At 44.4% G+C, this 23,227-nt stretch carries 23 protein-coding genes, 1 pseudogene and 1 riboswitch; of the genes and pseudogenes, 2 read left to right on the top strand and 22 right to left on the bottom strand.

The genetic code is table 11. The features are described 5' to 3' along the window. Window positions 1-13: 13 nt before the first annotated feature. The 7 genes from FQV26_RS01030 to FQV26_RS01000 form a co-directional block, all read right to left on the bottom strand. Complete coding sequence (locus FQV26_RS01030) at window positions 14-391, bottom strand: PTS glucitol/sorbitol transporter subunit IIA (protein WP_146555525.1); 378 nt, start codon at window positions 389-391, stop codon at window positions 14-16. 19 nt (window positions 392-410) lie between these two features. Beyond that, window positions 411-1,463: a PTS glucitol/sorbitol transporter subunit IIB gene (srlE, locus tag FQV26_RS01025; RefSeq protein ID WP_146555524.1), complete on the bottom strand. Its 1,053-nt coding sequence runs from the start codon at window positions 1,461-1,463 to the stop codon at window positions 411-413. A gap of 35 nt (window positions 1,464-1,498) precedes the next feature. Beyond that, complete coding sequence (gene srlA / locus FQV26_RS01020) at window positions 1,499-2,026, bottom strand: PTS glucitol/sorbitol transporter subunit IIC (RefSeq protein ID WP_146555523.1); 528 nt, start codon at window positions 2,024-2,026, stop codon at window positions 1,499-1,501. A gap of 12 nt (window positions 2,027-2,038) precedes the next feature. After that, window positions 2,039-2,425 carry a transcriptional regulator GutM gene (locus FQV26_RS01015; RefSeq protein ID WP_146555522.1) on the bottom strand — a complete coding sequence of 129 codons (387 nt, stop codon included), beginning with the start codon at window positions 2,423-2,425 and terminating at the stop codon, window positions 2,039-2,041. 279 nt (window positions 2,426-2,704) lie between these two features. Further along, entirely contained in the window at window positions 2,705-3,391 is a 687-nt protein-coding gene (locus tag FQV26_RS01010) for a FusB/FusC family EF-G-binding protein (protein WP_146555521.1), read from the bottom strand. A gap of 418 nt (window positions 3,392-3,809) precedes the next feature. Next, complete coding sequence (locus FQV26_RS01005) at window positions 3,810-5,855, bottom strand: CocE/NonD family hydrolase (RefSeq protein WP_146555520.1); 2,046 nt, start codon at window positions 5,853-5,855, stop codon at window positions 3,810-3,812. Next, window positions 5,855-7,387, bottom strand: coding sequence for a BCCT family transporter (locus FQV26_RS01000; protein WP_146555519.1), 1,533 nt, complete (start codon window positions 7,385-7,387; stop codon window positions 5,855-5,857). The genes FQV26_RS01005 and FQV26_RS01000 overlap by 1 nt, the downstream gene beginning before the upstream one ends. Before the next feature lie 145 nt (window positions 7,388-7,532). On the opposite strand from FQV26_RS01000, the gene FQV26_RS00995 reads away from it, so the two are divergent. Beyond that, on the top strand, window positions 7,533-8,192 hold the full coding sequence (locus FQV26_RS00995) for a TetR/AcrR family transcriptional regulator (protein ID WP_261384235.1): 660 nt from the start codon (window positions 7,533-7,535) through the stop codon (window positions 8,190-8,192). A gap of 425 nt (window positions 8,193-8,617) precedes the next feature. Here FQV26_RS00995 and FQV26_RS00990 read toward each other — a convergent pair whose 3' ends face one another. The 12 genes from FQV26_RS00990 to FQV26_RS00940 all read right to left on the bottom strand — a co-directional run bounded on the left by FQV26_RS00990 (window position 8,618) and on the right by FQV26_RS00940 (window position 19,943). Beyond that, window positions 8,618-9,316, bottom strand: a complete 699-nt coding sequence (locus FQV26_RS00990) for an aspartate/glutamate racemase family protein (protein WP_146555518.1) — start codon at window positions 9,314-9,316, stop codon at window positions 8,618-8,620. Window positions 9,317-9,451: 135 nt separating this feature from the next. Next, window positions 9,452-10,195 (bottom strand): SDR family NAD(P)-dependent oxidoreductase, encoded by a 744-nt coding sequence (locus FQV26_RS00985; RefSeq protein ID WP_146555517.1) that lies wholly within the window; start codon window positions 10,193-10,195, stop codon window positions 9,452-9,454. A gap of 105 nt (window positions 10,196-10,300) precedes the next feature. Next, on the bottom strand, window positions 10,301-12,046 hold the full coding sequence (gene pabB / locus FQV26_RS00980; RefSeq protein ID WP_146555516.1) for an aminodeoxychorismate synthase component I: 1,746 nt from the start codon (window positions 12,044-12,046) through the stop codon (window positions 10,301-10,303). Beyond that, window positions 12,021-12,644 (bottom strand): anthranilate synthase component II, encoded by a 624-nt coding sequence (locus FQV26_RS00975; RefSeq protein ID WP_146555515.1) that lies wholly within the window; start codon window positions 12,642-12,644, stop codon window positions 12,021-12,023. The genes pabB and FQV26_RS00975 overlap by 26 nt, the downstream gene beginning before the upstream one ends. Before the next feature lie 140 nt (window positions 12,645-12,784). Further along, on the bottom strand, window positions 12,785-13,132 hold the full coding sequence (locus tag FQV26_RS00970; RefSeq protein WP_146555514.1) for a GNAT family N-acetyltransferase: 348 nt from the start codon (window positions 13,130-13,132) through the stop codon (window positions 12,785-12,787). 26 nt (window positions 13,133-13,158) lie between these two features. Continuing rightward, a complete protein-coding gene (locus FQV26_RS00965; protein WP_146555513.1) occupies window positions 13,159-13,563 on the bottom strand; it encodes a DUF1259 domain-containing protein in 405 nt (134 codons plus the stop codon). 481 nt (window positions 13,564-14,044) lie between these two features. After that, complete coding sequence (locus FQV26_RS18660; RefSeq protein WP_186759575.1) at window positions 14,045-14,218, bottom strand: hypothetical protein; 174 nt, start codon at window positions 14,216-14,218, stop codon at window positions 14,045-14,047. Between the two features lie 30 nt (window positions 14,219-14,248). Next, window positions 14,249-14,737, bottom strand: coding sequence for a flavodoxin domain-containing protein (locus FQV26_RS00960; RefSeq protein WP_146555512.1), 489 nt, complete (start codon window positions 14,735-14,737; stop codon window positions 14,249-14,251). Beyond that, on the bottom strand, window positions 14,718-15,764 hold the full coding sequence (locus FQV26_RS00955) for a ribonucleotide-diphosphate reductase subunit beta (RefSeq protein WP_146555511.1): 1,047 nt from the start codon (window positions 15,762-15,764) through the stop codon (window positions 14,718-14,720). Before FQV26_RS00955 ends, FQV26_RS00960 begins: the two co-directional genes overlap by 20 nt. Window positions 15,765-15,776: 12 nt before the next feature. Then, on the bottom strand, window positions 15,777-18,062 hold the full coding sequence (locus tag FQV26_RS00950) for a ribonucleoside-diphosphate reductase subunit alpha (RefSeq protein WP_146555510.1): 2,286 nt from the start codon (window positions 18,060-18,062) through the stop codon (window positions 15,777-15,779). A gap of 1 nt (window position 18,063) precedes the next feature. Beyond that, window positions 18,064-18,549, bottom strand: a complete 486-nt coding sequence (locus FQV26_RS00945) for an acyl-CoA thioesterase (RefSeq protein WP_146555509.1) — start codon at window positions 18,547-18,549, stop codon at window positions 18,064-18,066. Window positions 18,550-18,698: 149 nt separating this feature from the next. Next, a riboswitch (cobalamin riboswitch) is annotated at window positions 18,699-18,876 on the bottom strand. Between the two features lie 290 nt (window positions 18,877-19,166). Further along, the gene (locus FQV26_RS00940) at window positions 19,167-19,943 is read right to left on the bottom strand and encodes a PAS domain S-box protein (protein ID WP_146555508.1); all 777 of its coding nucleotides are present in this window, start codon (window positions 19,941-19,943) and stop codon (window positions 19,167-19,169) included. Between the two features lie 240 nt (window positions 19,944-20,183). On the opposite strand from FQV26_RS00940, the gene FQV26_RS00935 reads away from it, so the two are divergent. After that, window positions 20,184-21,491 (top strand): MFS transporter, encoded by a 1,308-nt coding sequence (locus FQV26_RS00935; RefSeq protein ID WP_146555507.1) that lies wholly within the window; start codon window positions 20,184-20,186, stop codon window positions 21,489-21,491. A gap of 133 nt (window positions 21,492-21,624) precedes the next feature. On the opposite strand, the pseudogene FQV26_RS00930 reads toward FQV26_RS00935, so the two are convergent. From FQV26_RS00930 to FQV26_RS00920, 3 genes and pseudogenes are all read right to left on the bottom strand, one after another. Continuing rightward, window positions 21,625-21,756: pseudogene (locus FQV26_RS00930) on the bottom strand (DUF3934 family protein); the annotation flags it as partial. A gap of 76 nt (window positions 21,757-21,832) precedes the next feature. Beyond that, window positions 21,833-22,438 (bottom strand): TetR/AcrR family transcriptional regulator, encoded by a 606-nt coding sequence (locus tag FQV26_RS00925; RefSeq protein ID WP_146555505.1) that lies wholly within the window; start codon window positions 22,436-22,438, stop codon window positions 21,833-21,835. A gap of 15 nt (window positions 22,439-22,453) precedes the next feature. After that, the gene (locus FQV26_RS00920) at window positions 22,454-23,203 is read right to left on the bottom strand and encodes a GTP pyrophosphokinase (protein WP_146555504.1); all 750 of its coding nucleotides are present in this window, start codon (window positions 23,201-23,203) and stop codon (window positions 22,454-22,456) included. Window positions 23,204-23,227: the final 24 nt, after the last annotated feature.

Here is a 23,227-nt window from a genome sequence, read left to right as displayed (position 1 = left end):
AACCTCCTCTTTTTTAAATTTTCACAATCCGAATAGTGGTGCCGATCTGCAATTCAGGCAACGCCTTATTTTCCACACACATTGTTCCCGGCAAGCTGGCATCTGTTTCACCGTTAAAAGCGATGGTGCAATGGCCGATTTCCTCCAACGTGTCATTTACTTTGCTTCCGACAAATAAGATATCGTACTGCTGTCCGTTGATTTCCAGCACATCTCCGGCTTCAACTTTCTCAAGCAGGTCTGCCCGTTCATGGATCACTCCGATAGACCGCAGCGATTCGGGCACTGTGTCGTTGAAAATGACCAGCATGTTTTCCTCCAAAAAGATTTCCACTTCTTCACCGATTTCTGTGATTTTCGCTTCGTATTTTTTCGTCATAATATCCTCCACCTTATTACCTCCTTATTTTCTAGCTGTACAGACCAAAACTGAACAAGTATGCAATAACAACCGCAACTGGACCGGTTATAACACGTGACAACAACACTGCCGGAACGCCGACTTCTATCGTTTCAGGTTCTGCTTCTCCCAATGTCAGACCAACTGGCACAAAATCTGCCCCAACCTGCGGATTGATGGCGAATAGTGCAGGCAGCGCCAATTCCGGCGGGATATTCCCACGGCCAATTTCCACACCGATCAGAACTCCGACTACCTGTGCAATAACGGCTCCTGGCCCAAGTAACGGGGACAAGATCGGTAATGCACAAATAACAGACAAGAGCAGCAAGCCGCCGATATTTCCAGCTAAAGGCGAGACGAAATTGGCAATCAAGTCACCGATTCCGGTATAGGTAATAATCCCGATCAACATACTGACAAAGGCCATGAACGGCAAGATGTTCTTCAGCACTTGATCGATGGTTTCGCGTCCTGCCTGATAGAAAATCCCAACAACTTTACCGGCCCCACGGCCGATTCTCTCGATGATGTTCATTTTTTTCGGCTTCTGGTAGCCAGCCGCTTTCCGCTTCGCTTCTTCTTTTATCTCCTGTGGAGTCATTTGGCGCGCTGCCGGACTTTCCACTTTGTCGACCGCATCTTCTACTGCATCCTGATCTTCATAAGGAGCAGCTACTGCACTGATGTTTTCAAGCGTGACACCGGATACGAAGTTTCCTTCATTTATGAACTTCATCAATGGTCCCGAAGGCGATGTCGCATTGACATTGATCGTTAAAATATCCATCTTCGGGTAAACCCCACAACGGGCAGTCCCGCCACAATCGATGATGACACAAGCCATGGTCTCTTTACCGTAGGAACCTTTAAATCCATCCACTGCTTCGGCACCGGTCAGTTTCGCAATTTCTTCAGCGACCGGATGAATACCGCCGCCTGTTACAGAGACAATATACCGTTTTTCTTCATTTGGCCGAATGGTCAACGGACCGCCCCAACCGCCTCTGCCTTTCGTTACTGTTACTGGCTTATAGTTCAATGGCGTCTGAATGCTGCTCATTTTCTTTACCTCCCTTTTTTAAACCACTCGGATGATTAGACTTCCATGCCCCGCGCTTTCATCATGCGTACTGTGATGATTTCGGTGACAATGCCTCGTATCAAAATGACGATAACCCCTACAATAAAGAAGCGAATCGCCAACGGCCCCAACGAGAAGCCTAATTGTGTGATACCAGCTGAAATCCCCAAGTAAACGAATAACTCAGCAGGATTGGCGTGCGGGAACAACCCTGTGATCGGATGCACAAAAGATACTGCCGAGTCGTAGAAGGCCGGCTTTTGCTTTTCCGGTAAAAATTTCCCGAAGGTATAAGCCATCGGGTTGGTCAGGAAGAATACCGCTAAGACAGGAAACAGCGTGTATCGCAAAATGATATTTTTGGTACTCTTGCGTGCAAGATTGTTGATCCGCTCTTCTCCCACCAAACGGATAAATGCATTGACTGCGGTGATCAGGACAACAAGCAATGGAATAATACCGGTCACTAGACCTACAAAAGTATCTCCACCTGCTTGGAACATACCAATAAACCCTTCTGCCAATCTAACTAAAAAGTCCATTTTTCTTCCTCCTTATACCGCTAGATTTGTCTTTTCATTCATTTGAGATTCTATTTTTTCAATTGCCATCTTAAAAGCCAGATCCACCGGTTCTTCTCCAAGAACTGCCTTAACTGCATCTAATGGCAAACCAATATATTTTGTAAACGGTTCAAAACGGCTGAATACTGTGACCCCCCGCATCAATTGACTTTCCACGATGGTTCCGGTTTCATCGATAACCAGGATGGCTATTGCCCCTATTCCAAGCTTCTGCTTCTGGATTCCCACTCCCAAATACCCCGACGGTCTTCTGCTCAACTTTCTGATTGTTTCGTGATAGTTTTTTAGTTGCGCCTTGGTCATCCAAATTTGAAGCAGCCAGACTGCAGCAAAAACAACGATGAACCATCCCCACATATTTTTTCGCCTCCCCTTTTACATTTGTTCAGTGTTGTGACATTTGATATTATCACTTATTATAAAAGCGCTTACACGATAAATCAATAGTTAATTAAAAGAAAATTCTATTTATTTTTAAATTGCTTTTATTGTTCCTGAAAATAAAAAAAGAACACCATTTTTCAATGCTGCTACTTTTGATACTCTCGCTACTGGCTGAAAAGGTTCTGCAACAAAAAAGAACCGCTCCTGAAGTCATCTTCCGTGACTGTCATGAGCGGTTCTGATAAAGCTAGTTTACTTTTGAAATTGGCCAATGAATTCATTCAGCCGGTCCAAAGTTTTGATATTCTCATTGCAGGCTGCAGAATCCTGACAAATATAATTGCCTCGTTTGATAAACTGATCCTGCCCCGAACTTTTAGTCTTGGCGATGAACATGCCTACCTCACTGTGACGGTTGCAAATGGTGCAGATTCCCTGTTTTCCGCTGCGGGTAAAACTGCCTTGGACGCCGATCAGCCGATCATTTTCATCAGCCACCAAATACATCAGATTGGAGCTTTCCGTCCAGGCCAAATAGGAAGTCCTTTTGAAGTTAATCGTCTCCAGCTTTGGTCCTTTAAATTTTTTTGCTTTCGGGAATAACTTCTTCAATCCCTGGTCGGTCACTGCTTTGAATGGAATAATATAGGGCTGTAGCTGTTCCAGGAATGTTTCCGCATCACCAAGTTCCTTTACCTGCACCAAGGGGCCCAGGATTTTCTTTTGCTGCTCGGTAAGTGACGGGAACAGCTTATTGACTTTTTCGTATGCCAGATGCCGCAGAACATTCAGCACCTCGGCATCATTGGCGCTTGCTTGTCCTGCCACCAGGATTTTCGTCTGGTCTTTGATGAAGTTATATTGGTCGTTCCGGATAAAAGCTTTTGGATTTTCTGCCGTGCTGTCACTGTTCTGATTGGTTTCTTTTACATGGATCATGTAAGCCCACTCCTTATGTTTTATTGGCTGCGTATATAAGGAAGAAAGCCCGGCGTAAAGAACGGCTAGATTTTATGGGAGCGATTAGATCTTGCTTGTACCCCCATGCAAAGTATCGCCTCTCCAAATACCAGGCTTTGCATGAGTTTTTTCTGACGCTGACAATTGAACTGCGATTGTCATCTGATACCACCTCCTTTAAAGGCAAGGGTTTTGCTTGTGGTTTTATCATACTTTATCCTGCCCCTGTTTTCCATTCAGAGAATTTGTAACTATTGGCTAAAAAAGACAAGATACCAACAAGCTAATCGCCCATTGCCCTGAACATGCTGAAAAAACTACTTGAATAACGATTCAATAATTAAACAGATTGAAAAAAAAGGAGCTTCCATTGAAATGGAATGCTCCTTTTCTAACCTTAATTAAAATCTCGTTCCACTTCGAATTTCCTGCATGTGTCATAAACCATTTTGTCGCCTTCAAAAGCTTTTAATCCACTGGTTATATAGAATTTCGAAGCATCAGAAGTCATAGTACTTGTAGACTCCAGACGTGTTTGCCAATCCTCACGGCCCACTGTCAACGTCCAATCGCAGACTACAGAAGCCGATAAAGGATCTCCTTCAGTAATGCGGTAAACGTTTTTATTGGTACTGCCGTATTCCAGGCCATTTGCCGGCAAGCGACGGCATCCCTCATCTGAAAAATCTTCCAAAACCCACTCATTTGTCACCGTATTATGACGGATTTCACGAACCCTTCCCGCTTCCCGAATTATTTCACGATCCATCACAGCAGCAGTTTCGGGACGCTCGAAAGCTGCAATATCTTCAGGCTTTGTTTTATTGGTGTAAGCCGGAATCAGCAATTTCGTATCTTGATCTTTGATGATCTGGAGGTCCGCTTCTTCTGCTGCGGGCCAGGCATGCGGCCAATAGACTGGGGACACGGATAATTGCAGGCGATGCCCCTTTGGCACTTTGTAGCCGATGGCATCCAGCTCCACGGTTACGATAAATTCTTCACCGGTCGGCACATCTTCAGGAAACTCATGACTGTTGCGGTGCGTCAGGTTCAATTGACCCCAACTGATCAACTTCGATGTGCCAAAAGGTGACAGATCACTCAAACGCACGGCCAAATTTGCCCGTCTACTGTCGCTGAGAAGCTTCACCTGCATTTTAGGAAATCCGAGAATCGCCAGCTCTTCCTCAAGTACAGGGCCAGTAAAGGTGTTGGACAATCCGTTTTCGATTGCCTGATCTGACGGCATATCCCCCTCTTGGCCAAAAGGGCAGTAAACACCAGCATATAATCCATGCTGTTGATGAGTCATTAAGCTTTCCTTGCCGCCATCCGGCTTGTCAATTAATTGCAAGTCACCCAGGTACATGGTTTGTTCTTTGGCATTTTCTGTCGGCCAGCTGTTCTCAAGAACCCACTCACCGGGACGGACATCGTAATCGGTCTTCGGTGGAACTGCATCCTGCAGCCACATGCGGAAGACGGGCTCATCCATAATACCTGTTTCTTCTTCTTTCAACCATTGATCCCACCAGCGCAAGCATTCCTGCAGGAAGCCGATTTGTGGACCGGGAACCGCAACTTCCGGATACTCATGAGCCCAAGGGCCAATCAATCCTTTTTTTGGGCCTTTTAAATTTTGTACCATCCGAAAGATTGCGTTGGTATAGCCATCAGCCCAGCCACCGACTGCATAGACTGGAATTTTGATATCCCCGTAGTTTTCACAAACTGATCCATGCTTCCAGTAAGCGTCACGCCGCTGATGACTCATCCACGCTTCTATAAATGGAGGTGTTTTTTCCAGTCGGTCCAGCCACTTCTCCCGCCATGCGTCCCCTACATTTTGCGGATCGGCAGGCCGGCCGTTATAAACCAGCATCGTCGAAGCCCACCATAGCATATCGGAAGCGAGCATCACGCCTCCCTTGTAATGGACATCATCAGCGTAGCGGTCATCAGTAGAACAAAGCGTAATAATCGCTTTTAAAGCGGGATGCTGACGTGCTGCAACTTGAAGGCCGTTGAAACCGCCCCAGGATTTTCCGATCATGCCGACAGAACCAGTCGACCAGTCCTGCTCTGCAATCCAGTCGAGCACTTCGAGTGCGTCGTCCTGTTCCTGTTTCGCATATTCATCGTACATGATGCCCTCTGAATCTCCGCACCCTCTCATGTCGACACGGATGCTGACGTATCCATGCCCTGCAAAATACGGATGGCGAATTGAGTCCCGCAATGCAGTGAATTCATTCTTCCGGTAAGGAAGGTATTCCAATACCGCTGGCACCGGTTTTGTTGCTGCACATTTTGGAATCCATAATTTCGCCGACAACCGAACTCCGTCTGACATAGGAATCCATAAATGCTCGACTATATCCACTTCGTGTGGAAAATCTTCTTTTATTAACCTTGTGCTTTCTCTTACATTAAATACCATTACTTTAGCTCTCCTTTTTCAGTTGACTTTGCTGTATCAGGATAATCCTGCTTCAGCCATCTCAGAAGTGAAACCGAAAGCAGTACATAAAGAATGATTACCGGCACCGACACAATGACGGATGATGTCTGGATCACTTTCAAACCGCCGATCAATAGCAAAGACACGGCTAATGCAGCCAGTACCATGCCCCAAAGCATCCGATTCCAGCGGGCCGGCTCTTGGCCTGCAGTCAGTTCTTTTGTCGTAATCGCCGCTAAAATATAAGTAGCCGAATCCAACGACGTTGCGAGGAATATAAATCCGAGTAGTGCGAAGAACGGCAAGACGATGAAGCTGAGCGGCAAGGTTTTCAGGATTTCAACAATTGCGGCAGGGTCCCCTCTTTCGCTCATAATTCCAATGACGTCAAGCGCTCCACTCAATTGAAGATTCAAGGTATAGCCACCAAAAATACCAAAGTAAATCCAGCTGCCGACAGACCCCCAGATCAAAATATGGGTAATCAATTCACGTATTGTCCGCCCTCTTGAAATGCGGGCAACAAACAAACCGATGAAAGGAGCCGTAGCTGCAAACCAAGCCCAATAAAAGACTGTCCAACTTTGCGGAAAGCCGCCTTGGTTGATGGGATCAGTCGAAAAGCTCATGAAAGCGAAGTTTTGCAGCATCAATCCAAAACTATTGCTGAAATTAGATAGGATAAACAAACTTGGTCCCACCAGCAATACGAAAAGCGCTAGGCCTAATGCCAAGTAGACGTTCCAGTCACTGAGTTTCCGTATTCCTTTATACAGTCCCATATAAGCACTTGCACTATAAATAATGACCCAAATAATAATGATGATGATGCTTAACATCATCGATTGTTGAACACCAAAAATTTCTCCTATGACTGCCGATACCATTGGTACGCCCAACCCAAGAGAAGTGCCGAGTCCACCGACCAAACTCCAGATGACCAAGATATCAATAGCTTTACCGATAAAGCCATCAGCGTGTTTTCCTAACGCTCCCCGACAGGCCGTACTAATTTTTAGCGAGTGGTTTTTCTTTACAAAAAAAGAATAAGCAATCGTCACTGTAGGCAAGGCGTAAAGCGCCCATGCAGAAATTCCCCAGTGAAACATTCCGTATGCGACTGCCCATTCTGCTGCAGCGCTGCTGTTTGGCTCCAGTCCGAATGGCGGACCCATGAAATAATACATTGGTTCCATCATCGACCAGAACATGATGCTCGTCCCCATGCCTGCACAAAACAACATAGCTCCCCAGCTGAATGTAGAGAACTCAGGAGGTTCATCTCCAAGTTTTACTTTTCCGTATTTACTGAACACCAAGTACATCAGTAATATAAATAATCCGAATGTCAAAAACTGAAATGCCCAATCAAGATTATAGGTGATTCCTGTAAGCATCGAATTTAATACAGGTTCTGCACTGTTTTGAAAAATTACCAGGCCTAGAGTAGCTATAACAATCACGATTAAAGAAGACCAAAATACGAGTGGATCAATTTTTACCTTATTCATCTTTTTTCCCCCTAGATTTTAAAAAATAAAATCATGATTAAAAAATAATCATGATTACTTTTCTGTCTATTTAGGTTATCATGATAGTATAGAGCAATACAACATTATATAAGAATAGTTTGATAATTAGGGGGAGAATCGGCTAGTGGAAAAGAATATGCTGAAAAAGCGGCGCATGTGGACTTACTTTATTGATGCGACCGAAGAATTGATTCAGACAGAAGGATTTCGTTATGTAACTATCCGAAAAGTGGCCGAAAAGGCAGGATACAACAGCGCTACGATCTATAATTATTTCGATGAACTTTCCCACTTGCTGTTTTTTGCTTCTTTAAAGTTTTTACGCCCTTATATCCAGACCGTCACCGATGAAATGGATAAAACGGAAAACCCTGTTGAGAAGTACCTGATAGCCTGGAAATGTTTCAGCGAGTATTCTTTCAAGATCCCTGAAATTTTCAATGCTGTTTTCCTGATGGATCTTGGCGACCACCCTGAAAATATGCTGAAACGTTATTATGAATTGTATCCATCTGACCTTGTAGAAGTTCCAGAGGAATTACTGCCAGGTTTATTGGAGAGAAGTCTTACAGAGCGTGGACGGTTCGCCATCAACTTCATCGTTCAAGAGGGTCTTTTGGATGAAGATGCTGCTGAAGAATTGAATGAATTAACAAATTTGGTGTGGCAAGGCATGTTCTCAAACTTCTTGAATAAACGCAATCATTACACTGCTGAAAAAGCGCAGCAGCAAACAATGAAGTATATCCAAGAAATTGTTGAGCAAAAAATAAACAGAAATTAAAAAAAGCAGACTTCCTTAGAAAGTCTGCTTGAGGTTGTAGACTAAAGAATATATATCACTAACCGAATGAATTCTCATTTCATCTTACTTACACCGGATCCTGCGCTTCAAATCCTCGAGTGAAGGTTTTTTTGACAGCCTTACTCAGGCTTTATTTACCCTGAGCTGACTAGCAGGCTTCTTCCTTTGATTGAAACCATACGATCCCGACCGGGCTGGCCACGAAGACTTCTGTTAGAAGCAGCGCAGCGATGCAGGAGCATGGGTTTTCCAGTGACGGAGAGGCTGAAGCTGAGCCCACGGAAAGCGAAGTCGCCAGATCGGCTGGATTATACATCCAATTGATTTTGGTTTTACTTTGTCTATAGTCTGAAGCAGACTTCCTTGGAAAGTCTGCTTTTTTCAGATGCGTTCAATCTCTGCAACTAGTCTTCCAGCATCATTTCCACGATTTCTTCAACATGAATCTCCACAGTATTCAATAGAGGAATATCCAAATCTTCAGGTTTTAAAATCATCGGAAATTCAGTGCAGCCAAGGATGAGGCAATCGATATTATGCCGTTCGATCAACTTGCCAGCGATTGCTAGAAATTCTTTTTTTGTTTCATCTTCCACGATTCCCTGTTCCAGTTCCTTAACTGTTTTTTCATGAATGTATTGCTGTTCGGTTTCATTCGGCACAAAGATTTCTTTGCCATTCGCAGTAAACGGTTCTTTAAAAAATTCATTTTCCATAGTGAATTTGGTTCCAAGCAATCCAGCTTTCTGAAGTTCTAGCTGTTCAGCTTTCCGATAGGTCCCTTCCACGATGCTGATCATCGGAATGTTCACTTTCTGCTGAACCTTGTCGAAAACGATGTGCGGGGTGTTAGCAGAAATAACCGCAAAGTCGGCCCCCGCTCTTTCCAGGCTCAGTACTGCCGCAGCCAAATATTCCGCCAGTTCTTCTTCTTCCCCGCTTTGGAGCAAATCGAATATCTTGTACATATTGATGCTATAGATCAGCAGTTCCGGCAAGTTCTCCTGACTTCCGGTCTTTTCCTGGAATTTGCTGATAATCGATTGGTAATAGTCGACCGTGGACTCAGGACCTGTTCCTCCGATCATTCCCAGCTTCTTCATACTGATCCCCTACCTTCTTCTTTATTTCGTTGTTCATTTCATAAAATCATCTTACCTGAAAATTCCCTAATGGCGAGATGTAAAACACTTCAGCAAAAAAAGAGCTGCACAGGACAGCTCTTTTTCTTTTCATTCTTATTGAGCAGTATATCCGCCATCGATCATCAGTGTGCTGCCGGTAACAAACTCATTTTCAACCAAGAAAACAACTGCATGGGCAATTTCTTCCGGTTGTCCAACTCTGCCGACAGGATGCTTGTCCACCAATGCGTCATAAAAATCGCCTAACGCTTCTTTGCTGACCATACCGGATTCAACATAGCCAGGAGCCACTGCATTGACACGGATTTTATGCTCTGCATATTGCAGTGCCAGCGATTTAGTCATCAGATTAACGGCGCCCTTCGTCGCGTTATAGGCAAATGCACCGCCTTCACCGACAGATCCAAGAATTGATGAAGTATTGATGATTACACCGCCATCGCCATTTTCCAGCATGTTCTTAATTGCATGCTTGGCACCGAAAAAGACGCCGTCCTGATTGATCGAGACAACTTTGTGATAATCTTCATATGTTAATTCATGTGTCACACTAAGGACACCTATACCTGCATTGTTGACCATAATATCGACTCTTCCGAAACGTTCGACAGTTGCTGCGACCAATTGTTCAACCGACTCTTCGCTGGCCACATCCACTTTAATGAAGGCCAATTCGGCGTTGCCTTGCTTCAATTGCTGTTCGGCCTGCTTGCCGCCTTCTTCATTAAAATCTGCAATGACTACCTTCGCTCCTTTATTGAGAAATGCTTTGGCTGTCGCCAAACCGATACCGGATGCCCCACCTGTTACAATTGCCACTTTTCCTGCTAACTCCATCTGTTCCGCCTCCTAGTATTGGAAAATACTCTCATCCCCTATTAAACCCCAGTAGACTGAATGTTACAACTTAACCATGGCTCAATCAGCAGACTACAGAGAAGATTAACTTAACAGTTCCACGGCTAGCCAGCCGCGCACGCTATTTACAAACCAGATGGCGTCACAATTTTCCAAATCCTGTTTATCTAATATTTTCTCCTCGATCAACTTTTGATCCAGAAGATACTGTCGGAATGTACCAGCCAACAGCCCGCAGGAAATCGGTGGAGTGAAAAACCGGCCGTCTTTTTCCACCACCAGGTTGCCGATGGTGAATTCGGTCAGCTGGTGTTTTTCGTTCCATAATAATACTGAAAATAGTTCTTTCGGCAAATTTTCACCGGCTTTTTCGTAGACTTTTCGGTGGGTTGTTTTATGGAACAGAAATGGATTTTTGCTGTCTACAGGAGAAGATGCCAACATACATTTGACCGGTTCTTCGGTAGGTACCGCTTTCTGAGCCTGCAACTCCAAGAGCCCTTTTTCATCTAATAGAAGGCGGATTTTATAGATGCCTTTTGGATATTTTTTTGCGAGCTTCATCAATTCCCATTCAATTTCATCTATATTTCCCGGGAAATGAAAATGATCCGAAGAATCTTGAAGGCGCGCCAAATGATATGGCAGCAGAGGATATTGCCCATCTTCCAGTTTCAAAGATTCCAGCAGGTTGAAAACCGGTCGCTTTGCTGTCAGCACTTCCGCTTTTGTCTGCAGTTCCCGGTACTCCCCTTCAAAAGTCGAATCCCAAGTGATGCCTCCACCCACACCGTAACGCGCGGTCTCCATTTCTTTATCGATGACGACTGTGCGGATTGGCACATTGAAAATAGCGTCTTTATCGGGCGTAATAAAGCCGATTGCGCCGCAATATACTTCTCTTGGCGTTTGTTCCAAAGCAGCTATGTAATTCATCGTGCTGATTTTAGGAGCACCGGTAATCGATCCGCACGGAAATAATGCCTGAAACCAGGTCAGGATGGTTGAAGTCTCATCCAATTGCGCTTCAACCGTAGAGGTCAGCTGATGAACTGTCGGATACGTTTCCACTGTGAATAACGGATCCGCTTTAACCGTTCCTGGTTTCGCTAATCGGCTCATATCGTTTCGCAGCAGATCGACGATCATCAAATTTTCAGCCTGCTCTTTTTCAGAAGCCTTCAATGCCTTTATATTGCGTTGGTCCTCACTTGTCGTGCGTCCTCTAGGGGCGGTGCCTTTCATCGGTTTAGCTGTCAGTTTGCCGCTTCTCACTTTAAAGAACAGCTCTGGAGAAGTGGACAGTACACGAAATCTCCCTAAGTTCAAATACGCAGCGTAATCCGCCTGCTGATTTCTCGCCAATTGATGATAGAATGCTGAGTCACTGCCAGTGAATTCGGCAATTAGACGTTCCGTATAATTCACCTGATAAGTATCCCCTTCTTCTATCGCCAGTTTGATGCGCTGAATCCCTTCTTTGTAGCGTTCCATGGAACTGGTCATTGTCCAATCAGAGACGCTGTATGGCTGTTGCTCTTCGGAAACGGGTGAACCTTTTTTCGGTTCTTTAAAGATACCGAACCAAACAAGCGGCATTTTACCCGCTGGCTGTACCTTCATTTCCGGATGAAAAGCCGGTGCTGCTTCGTAGGCAACATAGCCTGCCGCGTAAAACCCGGCGCCTACTGCCTTTTCGACTTTTTTCATAACCTCCTGCACTTCCGAAAGCAACGTAGTTTCAAGGATTTTTATAGGTTCGTTGAAGACAAGCGGTTCAATCTCTCCATCTTCATTCCGAAACTCAAACAGTAGGTAAGGGTTTGACATAGCCAGCACCTCCCTTATTGTTTTCTTTCCATCGTTTGGCAAACTCATAACTATTCTTCAGCATACTGAAACCTTCAGCCGTCAAAATCGATTCCGGATGAAACTGAATACCTTCAACTGGCAGCGACCGATGACGGATTGCCATGATGGCCCCGTCCTCTGAATGGGCTGTCACCGATAGGCAATCCGGTATTGTTTCTTCCGCTACCAAAGAGTGATAGCGGGTCACGGTTGTCGGATTGGAAATCCCATTGAATAGCCCTTCGCCATCGTGTGTCAGCAAAGAGACTTTCCCATGCATGGGCCGGCTTCCTTTAACGATCCGGCCTCCGAAATGCTCAATGATGGTTTGATGCCCAAGACAGACGCCGAGAATCGGTATCCGGCCGTTCAGCTCTGTCAATACTTCTCTGCTAGCGCCTTTTGCGGCAGGGCGTCCCGGACCGGGCGATAGCACAATAAGATCCGGCGACAACTTTTCTATTTGCTTTGCTGTAAGTTCATCGTTCTGAAACACAAGCACAGTTGCATCCAATTGCTCAAAGTAATGAACCAGATTGTATGTGAATGAATCTTGATTATCGATGATGATGATCATGATGAGCACCTCTTTGTTCCACTTTTTTAATCTACCTATTCCTTTTATTATACGCTGTGTATAGGCGAAGATGGAAATTTGCCTATAGAAAAATCGGCTGTCAAAAACGGCAGCCGATTTTTTGGGCATATAGAGTTTGTTCATACTCTGCATTTCATTAGAAAAGCTTTCGTTTCTTCTATCGGCTTCGCTCTCCGATTTCCCATGAGCTTTTCAACCCGCCCTAACATCTTATGGCCAATTCCTTCTCCACGATATGAAGGAATCACCGAAATGTGGTGGACAGTAAAACTTTCTTCATCTTCTACATGAATGCCGATCGCTCCAACAAAATCATCTCCTTCTTTCCAAAGAAAAAGCTGCCAGTCCGGGCGTTCATGATACAGTTCCATCGTTTTTCTGAGTTGTTTGACGTTTCGCTCCTTAGGCATAAAAGATAACAGCCCCATAGCGATTTTCTGATGTGCTGGTTTGTACCTGTTCAGCATGTGTATCTCCTTCCTTTAGCAGTTGCTCAAATTAAAGTTTTTTGTTCAATGGCATCAAAAGCGGCAGAAAGCCTGGCAGCAAAATTCTCAGGAGCCTCTTCTGAGGACAGATAGACGCAGATGATGTCCGGGTTGCTGTCTATACGATGCTGGTAATTTGTCGGCAATGGGATCGGGTGACGGTGAAGCGCATTGATAAACGAAGCCAACTCCCCCGGCAATAAAAATATCTCTGCTTGGTTATATGCTTTTCCGTTATCTTTTAAATTTTTGAAAGATATGTCATGATCTAAAGTACAAGAGAAACTTTTATCCCTTGATGAAATATTGATGTTTCTTTTTCTTTTGATTAAACATTCACCTGCCTGAAGCTCCACTTCTGAATTCATTAACATGCCCACTTGTTCAGCCAATTGCTCTAACTGTTCCATCCTGCTCATCCTTTCTGTTTTTCCAGCCAATGTATTGGATTTTAATAAAACAGGAAATTTTGTCACAAAAAACGCCGAAAAGAATCCGTAAATTCTCTTCGGCGTTGTCTACAGCGCTATCGTCTGTCACATCCAGCCACATAATTGATGGATTTCCATCTATATTCTGTTAATCTTTCAAACTGTACTAAAGCAAGAAACAAAATTGCCGCTCTGTTTGCCATTGATTTCTTGGTTTTTGAAGAAGCAATCACTTATTTTTCTGATGCATCGACGAGCGTATTGAACAACGAGATTTCACACCGAAAAAAATTCAGTTGTTCCTGCAGTTTGTATATTAAAAATCATTTTATCGTTTATCCTCTTTTTCTTCATATACCCCTTCTTTTCAAATAAAACACTTTTCGCACAAAAAATAAAAAACCGCCTTTCGGCGATTTTTTAAACAGCTGCATTTTCTTCTTAAAAGTAGGAAGTAAAATTAATCTTCCTCTTCTTCCTCTTCTTGCTCATCAGAAGAGTCATCTTCTTGCTCTTCCGTATTCTTTTCATCTTCTCCATTTGGTGCTTCTGGTTCGCTGTTGCCGCAGGCGGCTAGTATGCCAATGGATAAAAACGCAGCAGTCCCTAATTTCAGCCATTTTGCTTGTGGCATATGCATCGCTCCTCAAAGAACTTTGTATAGTTATCTATACCCGTGGTTTTCTGAGGAAAACATCTGCATCCTTTTTACTTTGATCAGTTCAATCAGTTTTTCACAGCGTATGGAATCACTCGGCTGTGGCATCAATTCCACTTTCAATGTCGCTACAAGTTTCGTGTGCACGTACAGCATGTCACGGAAGCGGTCCACGGCCCCGCAAAACTCCGCAAAAAAACTGTCACCGGTTCCGAAGACGGCGGTCTGAAGTTCTTTTTTGTCTAGTGTTTCGAAGGTCCGATACAAATCACGCAGCTCTTCTGGAATCTCTCCGCTTCCCCATGTATAGGTGCCGATCAGCACAACATTGAATTTCGACAATGTTGTCAGCGGAAAGTCTTCTATTGCGTAAAGCTCGGCTCTGAACCCTTTAGCCAACGCAGCTTTGTGGACCATATTAGCAAGCTGCTCCGTGTTGCCTGTGACCGATGCATAAATAATTGCCAGTGTCGGACTAGAGTTCGTCAAAGCCATTGGACTGCGATACTTTCGTATAAGTCCGTGATTTTTGTTCGAAAAAGTCGGATTTTGTTTCATTCATCATATCGTCGCCAAACACTTGAATCCACGGCATTGGATTGCTGCGCTCTTCATAAAGGTTATCCAATCCAAGCTGACGCAGGCGTTTATTGGCCAAATACTCCACATAGCCTTCGAACTCTGCCAAATCCAAGCCTTCGATATCAGCCAAAATGTAATGAGCCCATTCTTTTTCGAGCTGTACAGCTTGATCAATGGTCTTGTAGATATATTGGATATTCTCATCTGTATTGAGTTCTGGATTTTCTGTCAACATAATCCGGATAAACTGAGCGATAAAATACGCATGCTGCATTTCGTCGCGCTGGATATAGCTGATCATTGTGCTGGTCTTCAGCATCTTCTGCTGGCGTGCCAAGTGATAGAAAAAGGCAAAGCCGGCATAGAAGTAAATCCCTTCCAGGTTGATGGAATTAACGCTCAGCTTGAACAGGTTCTGCGGCGTCGGATTTTGGCGGAATTCCTCATAGGCATCCAAAATCAAATCATTGCGTTTTTGGACAACCGGATCGCTTTTCGCCTGATTGAAACGTGCATTCTGCTCGCTCACCGATACCAACGAACTTAAAATATACGAATATGACTCGGTATGAACCGCTTCCTGCTGAGAAATGACCGCGAATATGGCCTTAAAGCTGGAGTCGGTGACGTAATCCATTGCCTGGCTCATTGTCGGCGTCTGTAAACTATCGAGTGAAGCCAGCTGCGTGTTGATGCGCAAAAAGACATCTTTTTCTACATCGGTTAAGCTGTCCCACTGCTTAATGTCATCTTGCATATTGATTTCTTGCGCCTTCCAGAAGTTAGCCAGCAAAGCCTGATACAAATCGTACATTTGCGGATAGGCGATATCATTCCAATTCAATAGACCCGAAGACTGGCCGTTCAAAACGCCAGTCGATTTATTCGGGTGCTCAGGATTCAATAATTTAATCTTTCTTAATGGTTCATGTATGGTCATGGAAATTCTCCTTTAGCTTTGGCATGCTTCGCATTCTTCAATTTCAGCCTGCGATGTGCTGCGGACATAATAAGTCGTTTTCAGGTGTTGCTGCCATGCTTCCAGATGAAGCTCCAGCAATTCTTTCGCTTTGATGGTATGCGGTACGTACAGATTAAAGCTGATGGCCTGATCGATATGCCGCTGACGTGCTGCATTCTGGCGGATGCTCCATTTCTGATCCAGCACGTGGCGTGCCCGGCGGTAGTAGTCATAGGTGTTGTGGTCCAGGTCAGGCGCTGTCACTTTGAATTTGAAGTTCTTTTTCTCTTCCGCATACTCTACTGCATATAGAGGATCGATGCCGTCCGTTGACCCGCCAATTTTTGCAGTCGACGAGTTCGGTGCGACCGCCATCATCCAGCCATTGCGGACACCCGTTGCTGCAACTTCCTGCTGCAATTGGTTCCAGCGTTCACCTTTGTAGTTCCGGCGCTCAAAATATTCGCCTGTCTGCCATTCAGATCCTGAAAATTTGCTGAAAGACCCTTTTTCTTCGGCTAGCTGCATAGAGGCGCGAATCGTCTGATAAGCGATTTCCTCGTAAAGCTCATCTGCAAACTCGACGGCTTTTTCAGTTTCCCAATGGATTCCTTCAAGAGCCAATAGATGGTGCCAGCCAAAAGTTCCTAACCCAACTGCTCTGTATTTTTTATTTGTTGCATCGGCCTGTCCCACAGAAATCGTATTCAAGTCAATGACATTATCAAGCATGCGCATCTGGATCGGAATCAGCCGCTCCAGCACCTCTGCTTTGACCGCTCTCGGCAAATTGATGGACGACAGGTTGCAGACAACAAAATCTCCCGGCTTGCGGATCATTACAAGGTTGCCGTCTTCGTCGGTGTATTCTTTCATAATCGTTGTTGCAGACATGTTCTGCATGATTTCCGTACACAAATTACTGCAGTAGATCGATGTCAGCCCTCTGCCTCTTGTGTGCTTGTTCGGGTTCTGGCGGTTGACTTCGTCCCGGTAGAACATATAAGGTGTGCCGGTTTCCAGCTGGGATACCATGATGCGTGCCATGATTTCCATTGCACGGTAAGTTTTGCGCGGCAATAGCGGATGATCCACAGCTTCCTGGTATTTGTCGCTGAAGTATTTTTCATCGGCTTCATCGTAGAAGTCTTCCAGACCCAACGCATTGCCGTTTTCGTCTTTCCAGCCCATCACTTGCTTGATTTGATGCGGACAGAACGTATGCCACTCCCCGATGCTGCGGCCGTTCTCATCTTTTTCCTTCAACCGTTCCATAAACAAATCCGGAATCGACACGCCTGTGAAAATATCATGCGCTTTGCGGCGTTCGTCGCCATTATTGGTTTTCAAGTCCAGGAATCCGTTCATGATGTCCTTATGGAATACATCCAGGTAAATCGCTACTGCGCCTTGTCGCTGTCCAAGCTGATCGACACTGACTGCTGTATCGTTGACCAGACGAATCCACGGCACAACTCCTGATGAATTGCCCTTGAATTTTTTGATATCTGACCCCAAAGCACGTACTTTTCCATAATAAATCCCGATTCCGCCGCCATCTTTGCTAAGGCGCGCGATATCCCAGTTGTTCAAGTAAATGCCGTCCAATGAATCGTCGACTGTATCGATAAAGCACGAGGACAATTGACCGAAGCTCTTTCCGGCATTTGATAAAGTTGGTGTCGCCACGGTCATATAAAGATTGCTCATTGCCCAGTAAGCTTCTTTGACCAATTCCAGCCGCTGCTCTTTCGATTCATTTTGCATTAAAGTCATAGCGATGACTAAAAAACGTTCCTGTGGAAGTTCGAACAAACGCCCTTCATAGTCTTTCGCCAAATAGCGGTCGGCCAGCAGGAAAAGGCCTATGTAATTGAACAGCAAATCCCGCTCCGGATCGATTTCTTTGCCTAGTTCAGCGATTTCTTCTTTCGAATAAGCGGTAAGAAGCTCTCCGGAATAAATGCCGATCTGTGAAAGCTCTTCGATAAGGCTGTAAAAGTCGCCGTACTTCTCTGAAGCGGAAAAGTTGCGGCTTTCTGCAGCTTTTTTGTACAAGTCGCCGGCATATAATTCCGCCGCCACGTAGGTCCAAGCCGGTTCATCCATGGTAATGCGGTTCAAAGCATACAGCAATGACTGCTCTCCTTTTGCCTGTTCAGCCAAATTCGCTGCTCGTTCAAGCAGTTCCCGTGTATCCAGTCCGTATACCTCTGTCGCCCGTTGCAGCGCTCTTTCAACTGCATTCATTTCTGTTGCCTCAATTTTCGTATTCATATCAGCCCAACTCCTTTGCGTATTCGTTTACTTTCATGCGGCGCTGTTTCCGCTCTTGTGCACTTTTAAATAATTTCTCTTCAGCTGGCGTTTCCGGAATCACTCCGGTTACTGGCGTCGGCTTGCCTTCGCTGTCGACAGCCACCATCGTCAGGATAGCCGTAGTCGTTAAACTTTTATCGCCGGTTTCAATGTGCTGGCATTCGGCTTTGACGTACACTTCCATTGATGTTCTTCCTGTAGAAATGACGACTCCCTCCAAAATGAGGATGTCTCCCACTTTAGCAGAAGATAAGAAGTTGACAGTATCAATTGAAGCCGTCACGACTGCTTTGCCACTATGCCTCATGGCTGTAATGGCCGCAATCTCATCAATATATGCCAATACGGTTCCACCGAATATGGTGCCCATGTGATTGGTGTCCGGCGGCAGCACCAGCCTTGTTTGAATCGTCCTCGCCACGCCTGCGGCTAATGGTTGCGTCATATGTATTCAATCCTCCGCTCTGATAAAAAAGAAAAACCCATCCTCTCAAGGAGGATGGGTCTGAAAACGCAGAATACCAGATGAGCACAGTAAAAAACAACTGCCTCAAGCATAATACCTTCGTTATCCCTCTCAACTCCCGGAGAAGATCATAAACTATAACGAAGGCAGGTCTACTGGCTTGTGCGTCACCCTCTGCTATCTCCTTCCCATCCATTGGACAGTGGATCATGATAGCTCGTCAGCACTTACAGTTGCGGGAACAGCTCCGGAATTTAACCGGATTCCCTATTATGCCTTATCGGCACCCTCATTATCGGTTCCACTATATATAGTTGATATAGCGTTAATAAAGCGAAAAAATCACTAAATATTGTATTTATAAACTATAAAACATTTTCGTGAATTTCACAAGGAATTTTAACTCTATAAAATAAACTATTTATTTTACATTTGCGATTCGGCATAAGACCTTATGCTGAGCCATGGTTGCGTTATATTAGTCTCATAGACACAATCCAAACTTTCTTCTTGATCTTTTTAGTGAGCTCGCTCTGATTCAGAAAAAAATCAAGCTCACTAGTTGTTTAATAGGCAGCTCTCGTAACGTGAGCGTTTTAATTAGCGGTCAAATATTGCTTTAATGCTTGCTTGACCGTTCCCATTGTCTTCAGTTGACTGAAATCTACACGAGCTTCGATCGCTTTTAACGCTAACTCCGGACGAATACCTGTAAAAATCAGCTTAATGCCCAATAAGCGCATAATGTGATCGATTTTATAAAGGAATTCAGCTACTACATGATCGATATTGTAGATTCCCGATACGTCAATGATGAGGCAATCCAAATTCTGCCCCTCGATTTTTTGCGGGATGATATCGAGCAGCTGAGTTGTTCGGTTCCCGTCTACCGAGCCGACCAACGGCAATATGGCCAGGCCATCAATGATAGGAACAACAGGAGTTGAAATTTCATTTTCCAACTGCTGCAAGTCGCGCATTGTTTGATTCTGCGCAGTTACATCACGGATGATTGATTGGATGGCTGCTGTTTTTCCGTATTGAACTGGATAACAGTACAATTCAACATCCGCAACGCTGCCATCAGCACGCTTAACAGTCGTCTCCATAAGCCCCGCGATTGTTCGGTCTTCCATCCCTTTACGGATACGTTCAATGATTAACTCCTGATAATCCTCAGTAAAAACGTCTACTACATTGGCGCCGATCAGCGCCGTTTTACTCGTTTTGAAAAAATCCGCACCTGGCTGATTTATGTATAGGACTTTCTGATTTGAATGAATAACGGTTGTTTCGTCGGAATATTCCACAATCTGCTGATACAGCTCTTCTTTTTCAGAAATGCTTAAGGGCTGGGTAGATACATTGGGCATTTTCTTTCACTCCTTCTGGCTCAGAAACTGCCGGTTCTTCTATCTTACACTTTTCCAGAAAAACTTTCATGGTTCAACTGATTCCGAAAATATCTGAATCATTCTTTTATTTACAGTTATATTTCAAAAGTATTGTAGTAGAAAATTTGTGATATGATAGGAAATTGTTATTTTAGACTATTTTTAGATACTGGATTTGGAAATACAATAACCTTAAGTTATAGCAATTGGAGATGCAAGATGAAACAATTAACAGGAAATGCTTTTCACTACGGCTGGGTCATTATCGCGATCGCTGCCTTATCTCAATTTTTCTCAGGCCCCGGACAAACTTATTCCAATTCGATTTTTATCGACTATTATATAGAAGAATTCGGTTGGAGCCGCTCGACGGTTTCCGGCATCTATTCAGCAGCAACATTGACAGCAGGCTTTTTGCTGTTCTTTGTTGGACGCCTTATTGACCGCAACGGTTCACGTAAAATGGCAGTTGCTGTTTCCATTGCCCTGGCTGTCGCCTGCTTCTTCAATAGTTTTGTCACAAGTCTGGTCATGCTGTTCATCGGCTTCTTTTTTATCCGCCTGCTTGGACAAGGATCCATGGCGCTTATTTCAAGTTCCCTCATTCCGCAATGGTTCGTCAAAAAAAGAGGCCGTGCCATCAGCATTGCCGCAATTGGCGGACTGGTCAGTTCCGCAGCTTTCCCGCTGCTGAATGTCTGGCTGATTGAAGCATTCGGCTGGCGCAGTTCATGGCTCATTTTGGGAATCATCATCATTGTCTGTTTTACTCCGCTTGCGCTTTTCCTCATTCAAAATTCTCCTGAAGAAATGGGTTTATTGCCGGACAACGGCAACGCGCTGAAGAAGGAACCTGTAAAAAAGGAACTCGAAGAAGTCAACTGGTCGGTGAACGAAGCTTCAAAAACCAGAGCCTTCTGGCTATTGCTGCTGTGTGCCGCGATTCCTGGAATCGTCAATACGGGATTAACCTTCCATCTGGTCTCCATATTCGCCGAGAAATCCTTATCGCTTGAAACTGCAGCCGGCATTTTAAGTTTAACGGCATTGATTGGCTTACCGGTCACTTTCATCACAGGTATTCTTCTGGAAAAGGTAAAAGTACAGTATATGCTGACACTCGTTTTTACAGGAGAGCTTTTGTCTTTATTCCTTTTGCAGAAAGCTGATTTCTTGGCAGCAGCTGTTGTTTTTGGTGTCGTTTGGGGCATCAGCATGGGCATCGAACGGATCGTCATGGCAGTCGTCTGGCCAAATTATTTCGGCCGGAAGCATATCGGCAGCATCAGCGGCATTTCCATGGCCATGGTCGTCACTGGATCGGCCCTTGGCCCATTGCCGCTCGGGATTGCTTTTGATGTCTTCGGCGGCTACCTGGAAATCTTATGGGTTTTAATGATTTTCCCGATTTTCGGCATCGTAGCGGCGTTACTGGCAAACCCACCCGTAAAAGATAGTGCAACAATCGAAACGCCCCTTGAAGATCAACTATATGAGCCCGCAAAAAACCCTTTACTCGTAGAGTAAAGGGTTTTGAATTCTTCAAAGACTTCCGCTAAAAAAGCGTTAAAAAAAGCTGCCCCTTCGGACAACTCTAGTTCTTTATCTATGCATCAATCCATTGAGAGGCAATTTCTTTTTCTGTTTTTGGCTCGTCGGTTTTTTTGTTTGTTTTGCTGGTGTAAGGCTTGAAGCTCTTGGCTTTATTGGCCCCAGCTTTCCAACGGGTCCAACCTTTTTTGCCGGTTCCTTGACCTGTACCGCTTTTTGCTTTCGCTTTTGCTTTGCTCATTCTAATCACTCCATTACTGCTGCGATGATGTACAGCTTATCACATCAAGGCTTAGAGTGAAACAGAAATGTTCTCATTACGGATGGGAAAGGCCTTTTTTCAACAACCTCAATTCAAGTTCATAATTAGCAATGGACTCTTTGATCGTCAAATTTTTGGCGAAATGCTCAATCCAATTCCTGATGGTCACCGACATGAGGATTTTCAACAGGTGGTACAGCTCTTTGTTCCCTGAAACATTCAGCTTAGTCACGTCGATGAGCTTGCTGATAGTCTTGAATGCCTCTTCGGATTCTTCTTCACTGACAATTTTGATGAATTTGGTTTCCACCTGCTCGGTCATATTTAAAAGGACATTCCGTTTAAAATCGAGTAATTCTTCTTCGTTTACTGTAGAGATATAAAAGTTCCTGATAGCTTGGAACAGGTCTCCATCTGTTTTTTGAAGCGTTTTTCTAAAGAATTCTTTGCGTTCTGCCGTATAGCTGTTCAGCAAATGAAAGTACAGGTCTTCTTTTCCTTCGAAATACTGGTAGAAGCTTCCCCGGGAGATTCCGGCTGCCTTAACGATGTTGGCAATGGAAGCGTCCGACAAAGAAGCGTTTGAAAATTCTTCCTTAGCTGCTTCAATTAAATGGAGCTGTTTTTCTTTAGATAGGTTATAGAAAGTCAGTTTCGGCAATTTCCTCTCTCCTTTCTAACGGCCGGTGCCATCCGGTCCGTTTAATATGAAGGTATTCGGCAAGCGGAAACGCTCTTTATCAATTAATATTTCCGAAAAGTCCTCATCCGCACCCACCTGATCCTTCAGCTTGTTCATTCGCAACTGGATCTTTTCCATTTTACGATCCAGCTGAGTAGCTGAATCCGCTGCTTCTTTCAATTCTCTTATAATATCTGGCGGCACTTCTTTATTGTATTTGTAGTAGATTTTATGTTCGAGGCTTGCCCAGAAATCCATCGCAATGGTTCTGATCTGTACCTCCACACAGATTTCCTCTACACGGTCCGACATGAAGATGGGCACCACCAGCAATAAATGCAGGCTGCGGTAGCCGTTTGATTTCGGATTTTTGATATAATCCTTTACCTCAATCACCTTTAAATCATCCTGGTTTTGCAGCATGTCGCTTATTTGATAAATATCCGTTTCAAATGAACAGGTGATTCGGATTCCTGCAATATCTTTAATGTCGGCTTTAATGGCTGATAAGGAAAGGTCGATCTCTTTTTTAGCAGCTTTTTTCATGATGCTTTCAGGAGATTTCACCCGTGAACTGACATTTTCAATTGGGTTGTAGTCATGAATATATTGAAACTCCTGCTGCAAAATTGTAATTTTTGTATTGATTTCATCCAATGCGAATTTGTAACCCATCATAAATCGCATCATTTCTTTTTTGAAACCTTTCATTTGTCTTAAATCCTTGGTTAAGCTAGCATCCATTTTATTGTCTCCTTCGATTTTCCA

The sequence above is a fragment of the Planococcus sp. CPCC 101016 genome (genome assembly GCF_007859295.1).
Taxonomy (GTDB): domain Bacteria; phylum Bacillota; class Bacilli; order Bacillales_A; family Planococcaceae; genus Planococcus.
The sequence above is the reverse complement of the archived record's forward strand: the minus strand, read 5'-3'. Positions and strand labels throughout refer to the sequence as shown.

Bases quoted from the DNA above. Each gene is read 5' to 3' on its own strand.
- FQV26_RS00985 (WP_146555517.1), bottom strand. From the start codon at position 10,195: ATGGAGTTAGCAGGAAAAGTGGCAATTGTAACAGGTGGGGCATCCGGT.
- FQV26_RS00950 (WP_146555510.1), bottom strand. From the start codon at position 18,062: ATGAATACGAAAATTGAGGCAACAGAAATGAATGCAGTTGAAAGAGCG.
- FQV26_RS00970 (WP_146555514.1), bottom strand. From the start codon at position 13,132: ATGCTGAACAGGTACAAACCAGCACATCAGAAAATCGCTATGGGGCTG.
- FQV26_RS01005 (WP_146555520.1), bottom strand. From the start codon at position 5,855: ATGGTATTTAATGTAAGAGAAAGCACAAGGTTAATAAAAGAAGATTTT.
- FQV26_RS00935 (WP_146555507.1), top strand. From the start codon at position 20,184: ATGAAACAATTAACAGGAAATGCTTTTCACTACGGCTGGGTCATTATC.
- FQV26_RS01010 (WP_146555521.1), bottom strand. From the start codon at position 3,391: ATGATCCATGTAAAAGAAACCAATCAGAACAGTGACAGCACGGCAGAA.
- FQV26_RS00975 (WP_146555515.1), bottom strand. From the start codon at position 12,644: ATGATCATCATCATCGATAATCAAGATTCATTCACATACAATCTGGTT.
- pabB (WP_146555516.1), bottom strand. From the start codon at position 12,046: ATGTCAAACCCTTACCTACTGTTTGAGTTTCGGAATGAAGATGGAGAG.
- FQV26_RS00960 (WP_146555512.1), bottom strand. From the start codon at position 14,737: ATGGCTTTGACGAACTCTAGTCCGACACTGGCAATTATTTATGCATCG.
- FQV26_RS00965 (WP_146555513.1), bottom strand. From the start codon at position 13,563: ATGGAACAGTTAGAGCAATTGGCTGAACAAGTGGGCATGTTAATGAAT.
- FQV26_RS00955 (WP_146555511.1), bottom strand. From the start codon at position 15,764: ATGACCATACATGAACCATTAAGAAAGATTAAATTATTGAATCCTGAG.
- srlA (WP_146555523.1), bottom strand. From the start codon at position 2,026: ATGGACTTTTTAGTTAGATTGGCAGAAGGGTTTATTGGTATGTTCCAA.
- FQV26_RS18660 (WP_186759575.1), bottom strand. From the start codon at position 14,218: ATGCCACAAGCAAAATGGCTGAAATTAGGGACTGCTGCGTTTTTATCC.
- FQV26_RS00920 (WP_146555504.1), bottom strand. From the start codon at position 23,203: ATGGATGCTAGCTTAACCAAGGATTTAAGACAAATGAAAGGTTTCAAA.
- FQV26_RS00945 (WP_146555509.1), bottom strand. From the start codon at position 18,549: ATGACGCAACCATTAGCCGCAGGCGTGGCGAGGACGATTCAAACAAGG.
- srlE (WP_146555524.1), bottom strand. From the start codon at position 1,463: ATGAGCAGCATTCAGACGCCATTGAACTATAAGCCAGTAACAGTAACG.
- FQV26_RS01015 (WP_146555522.1), bottom strand. From the start codon at position 2,425: ATGTGGGGATGGTTCATCGTTGTTTTTGCTGCAGTCTGGCTGCTTCAA.
- FQV26_RS00990 (WP_146555518.1), bottom strand. From the start codon at position 9,316: ATGAAGAAGCTGGGAATGATCGGAGGAACAGGTCCTGAGTCCACGGTC.
- FQV26_RS01000 (WP_146555519.1), bottom strand. From the start codon at position 7,387: ATGAATAAGGTAAAAATTGATCCACTCGTATTTTGGTCTTCTTTAATC.
- FQV26_RS00940 (WP_146555508.1), bottom strand. From the start codon at position 19,943: ATGCCCAATGTATCTACCCAGCCCTTAAGCATTTCTGAAAAAGAAGAG.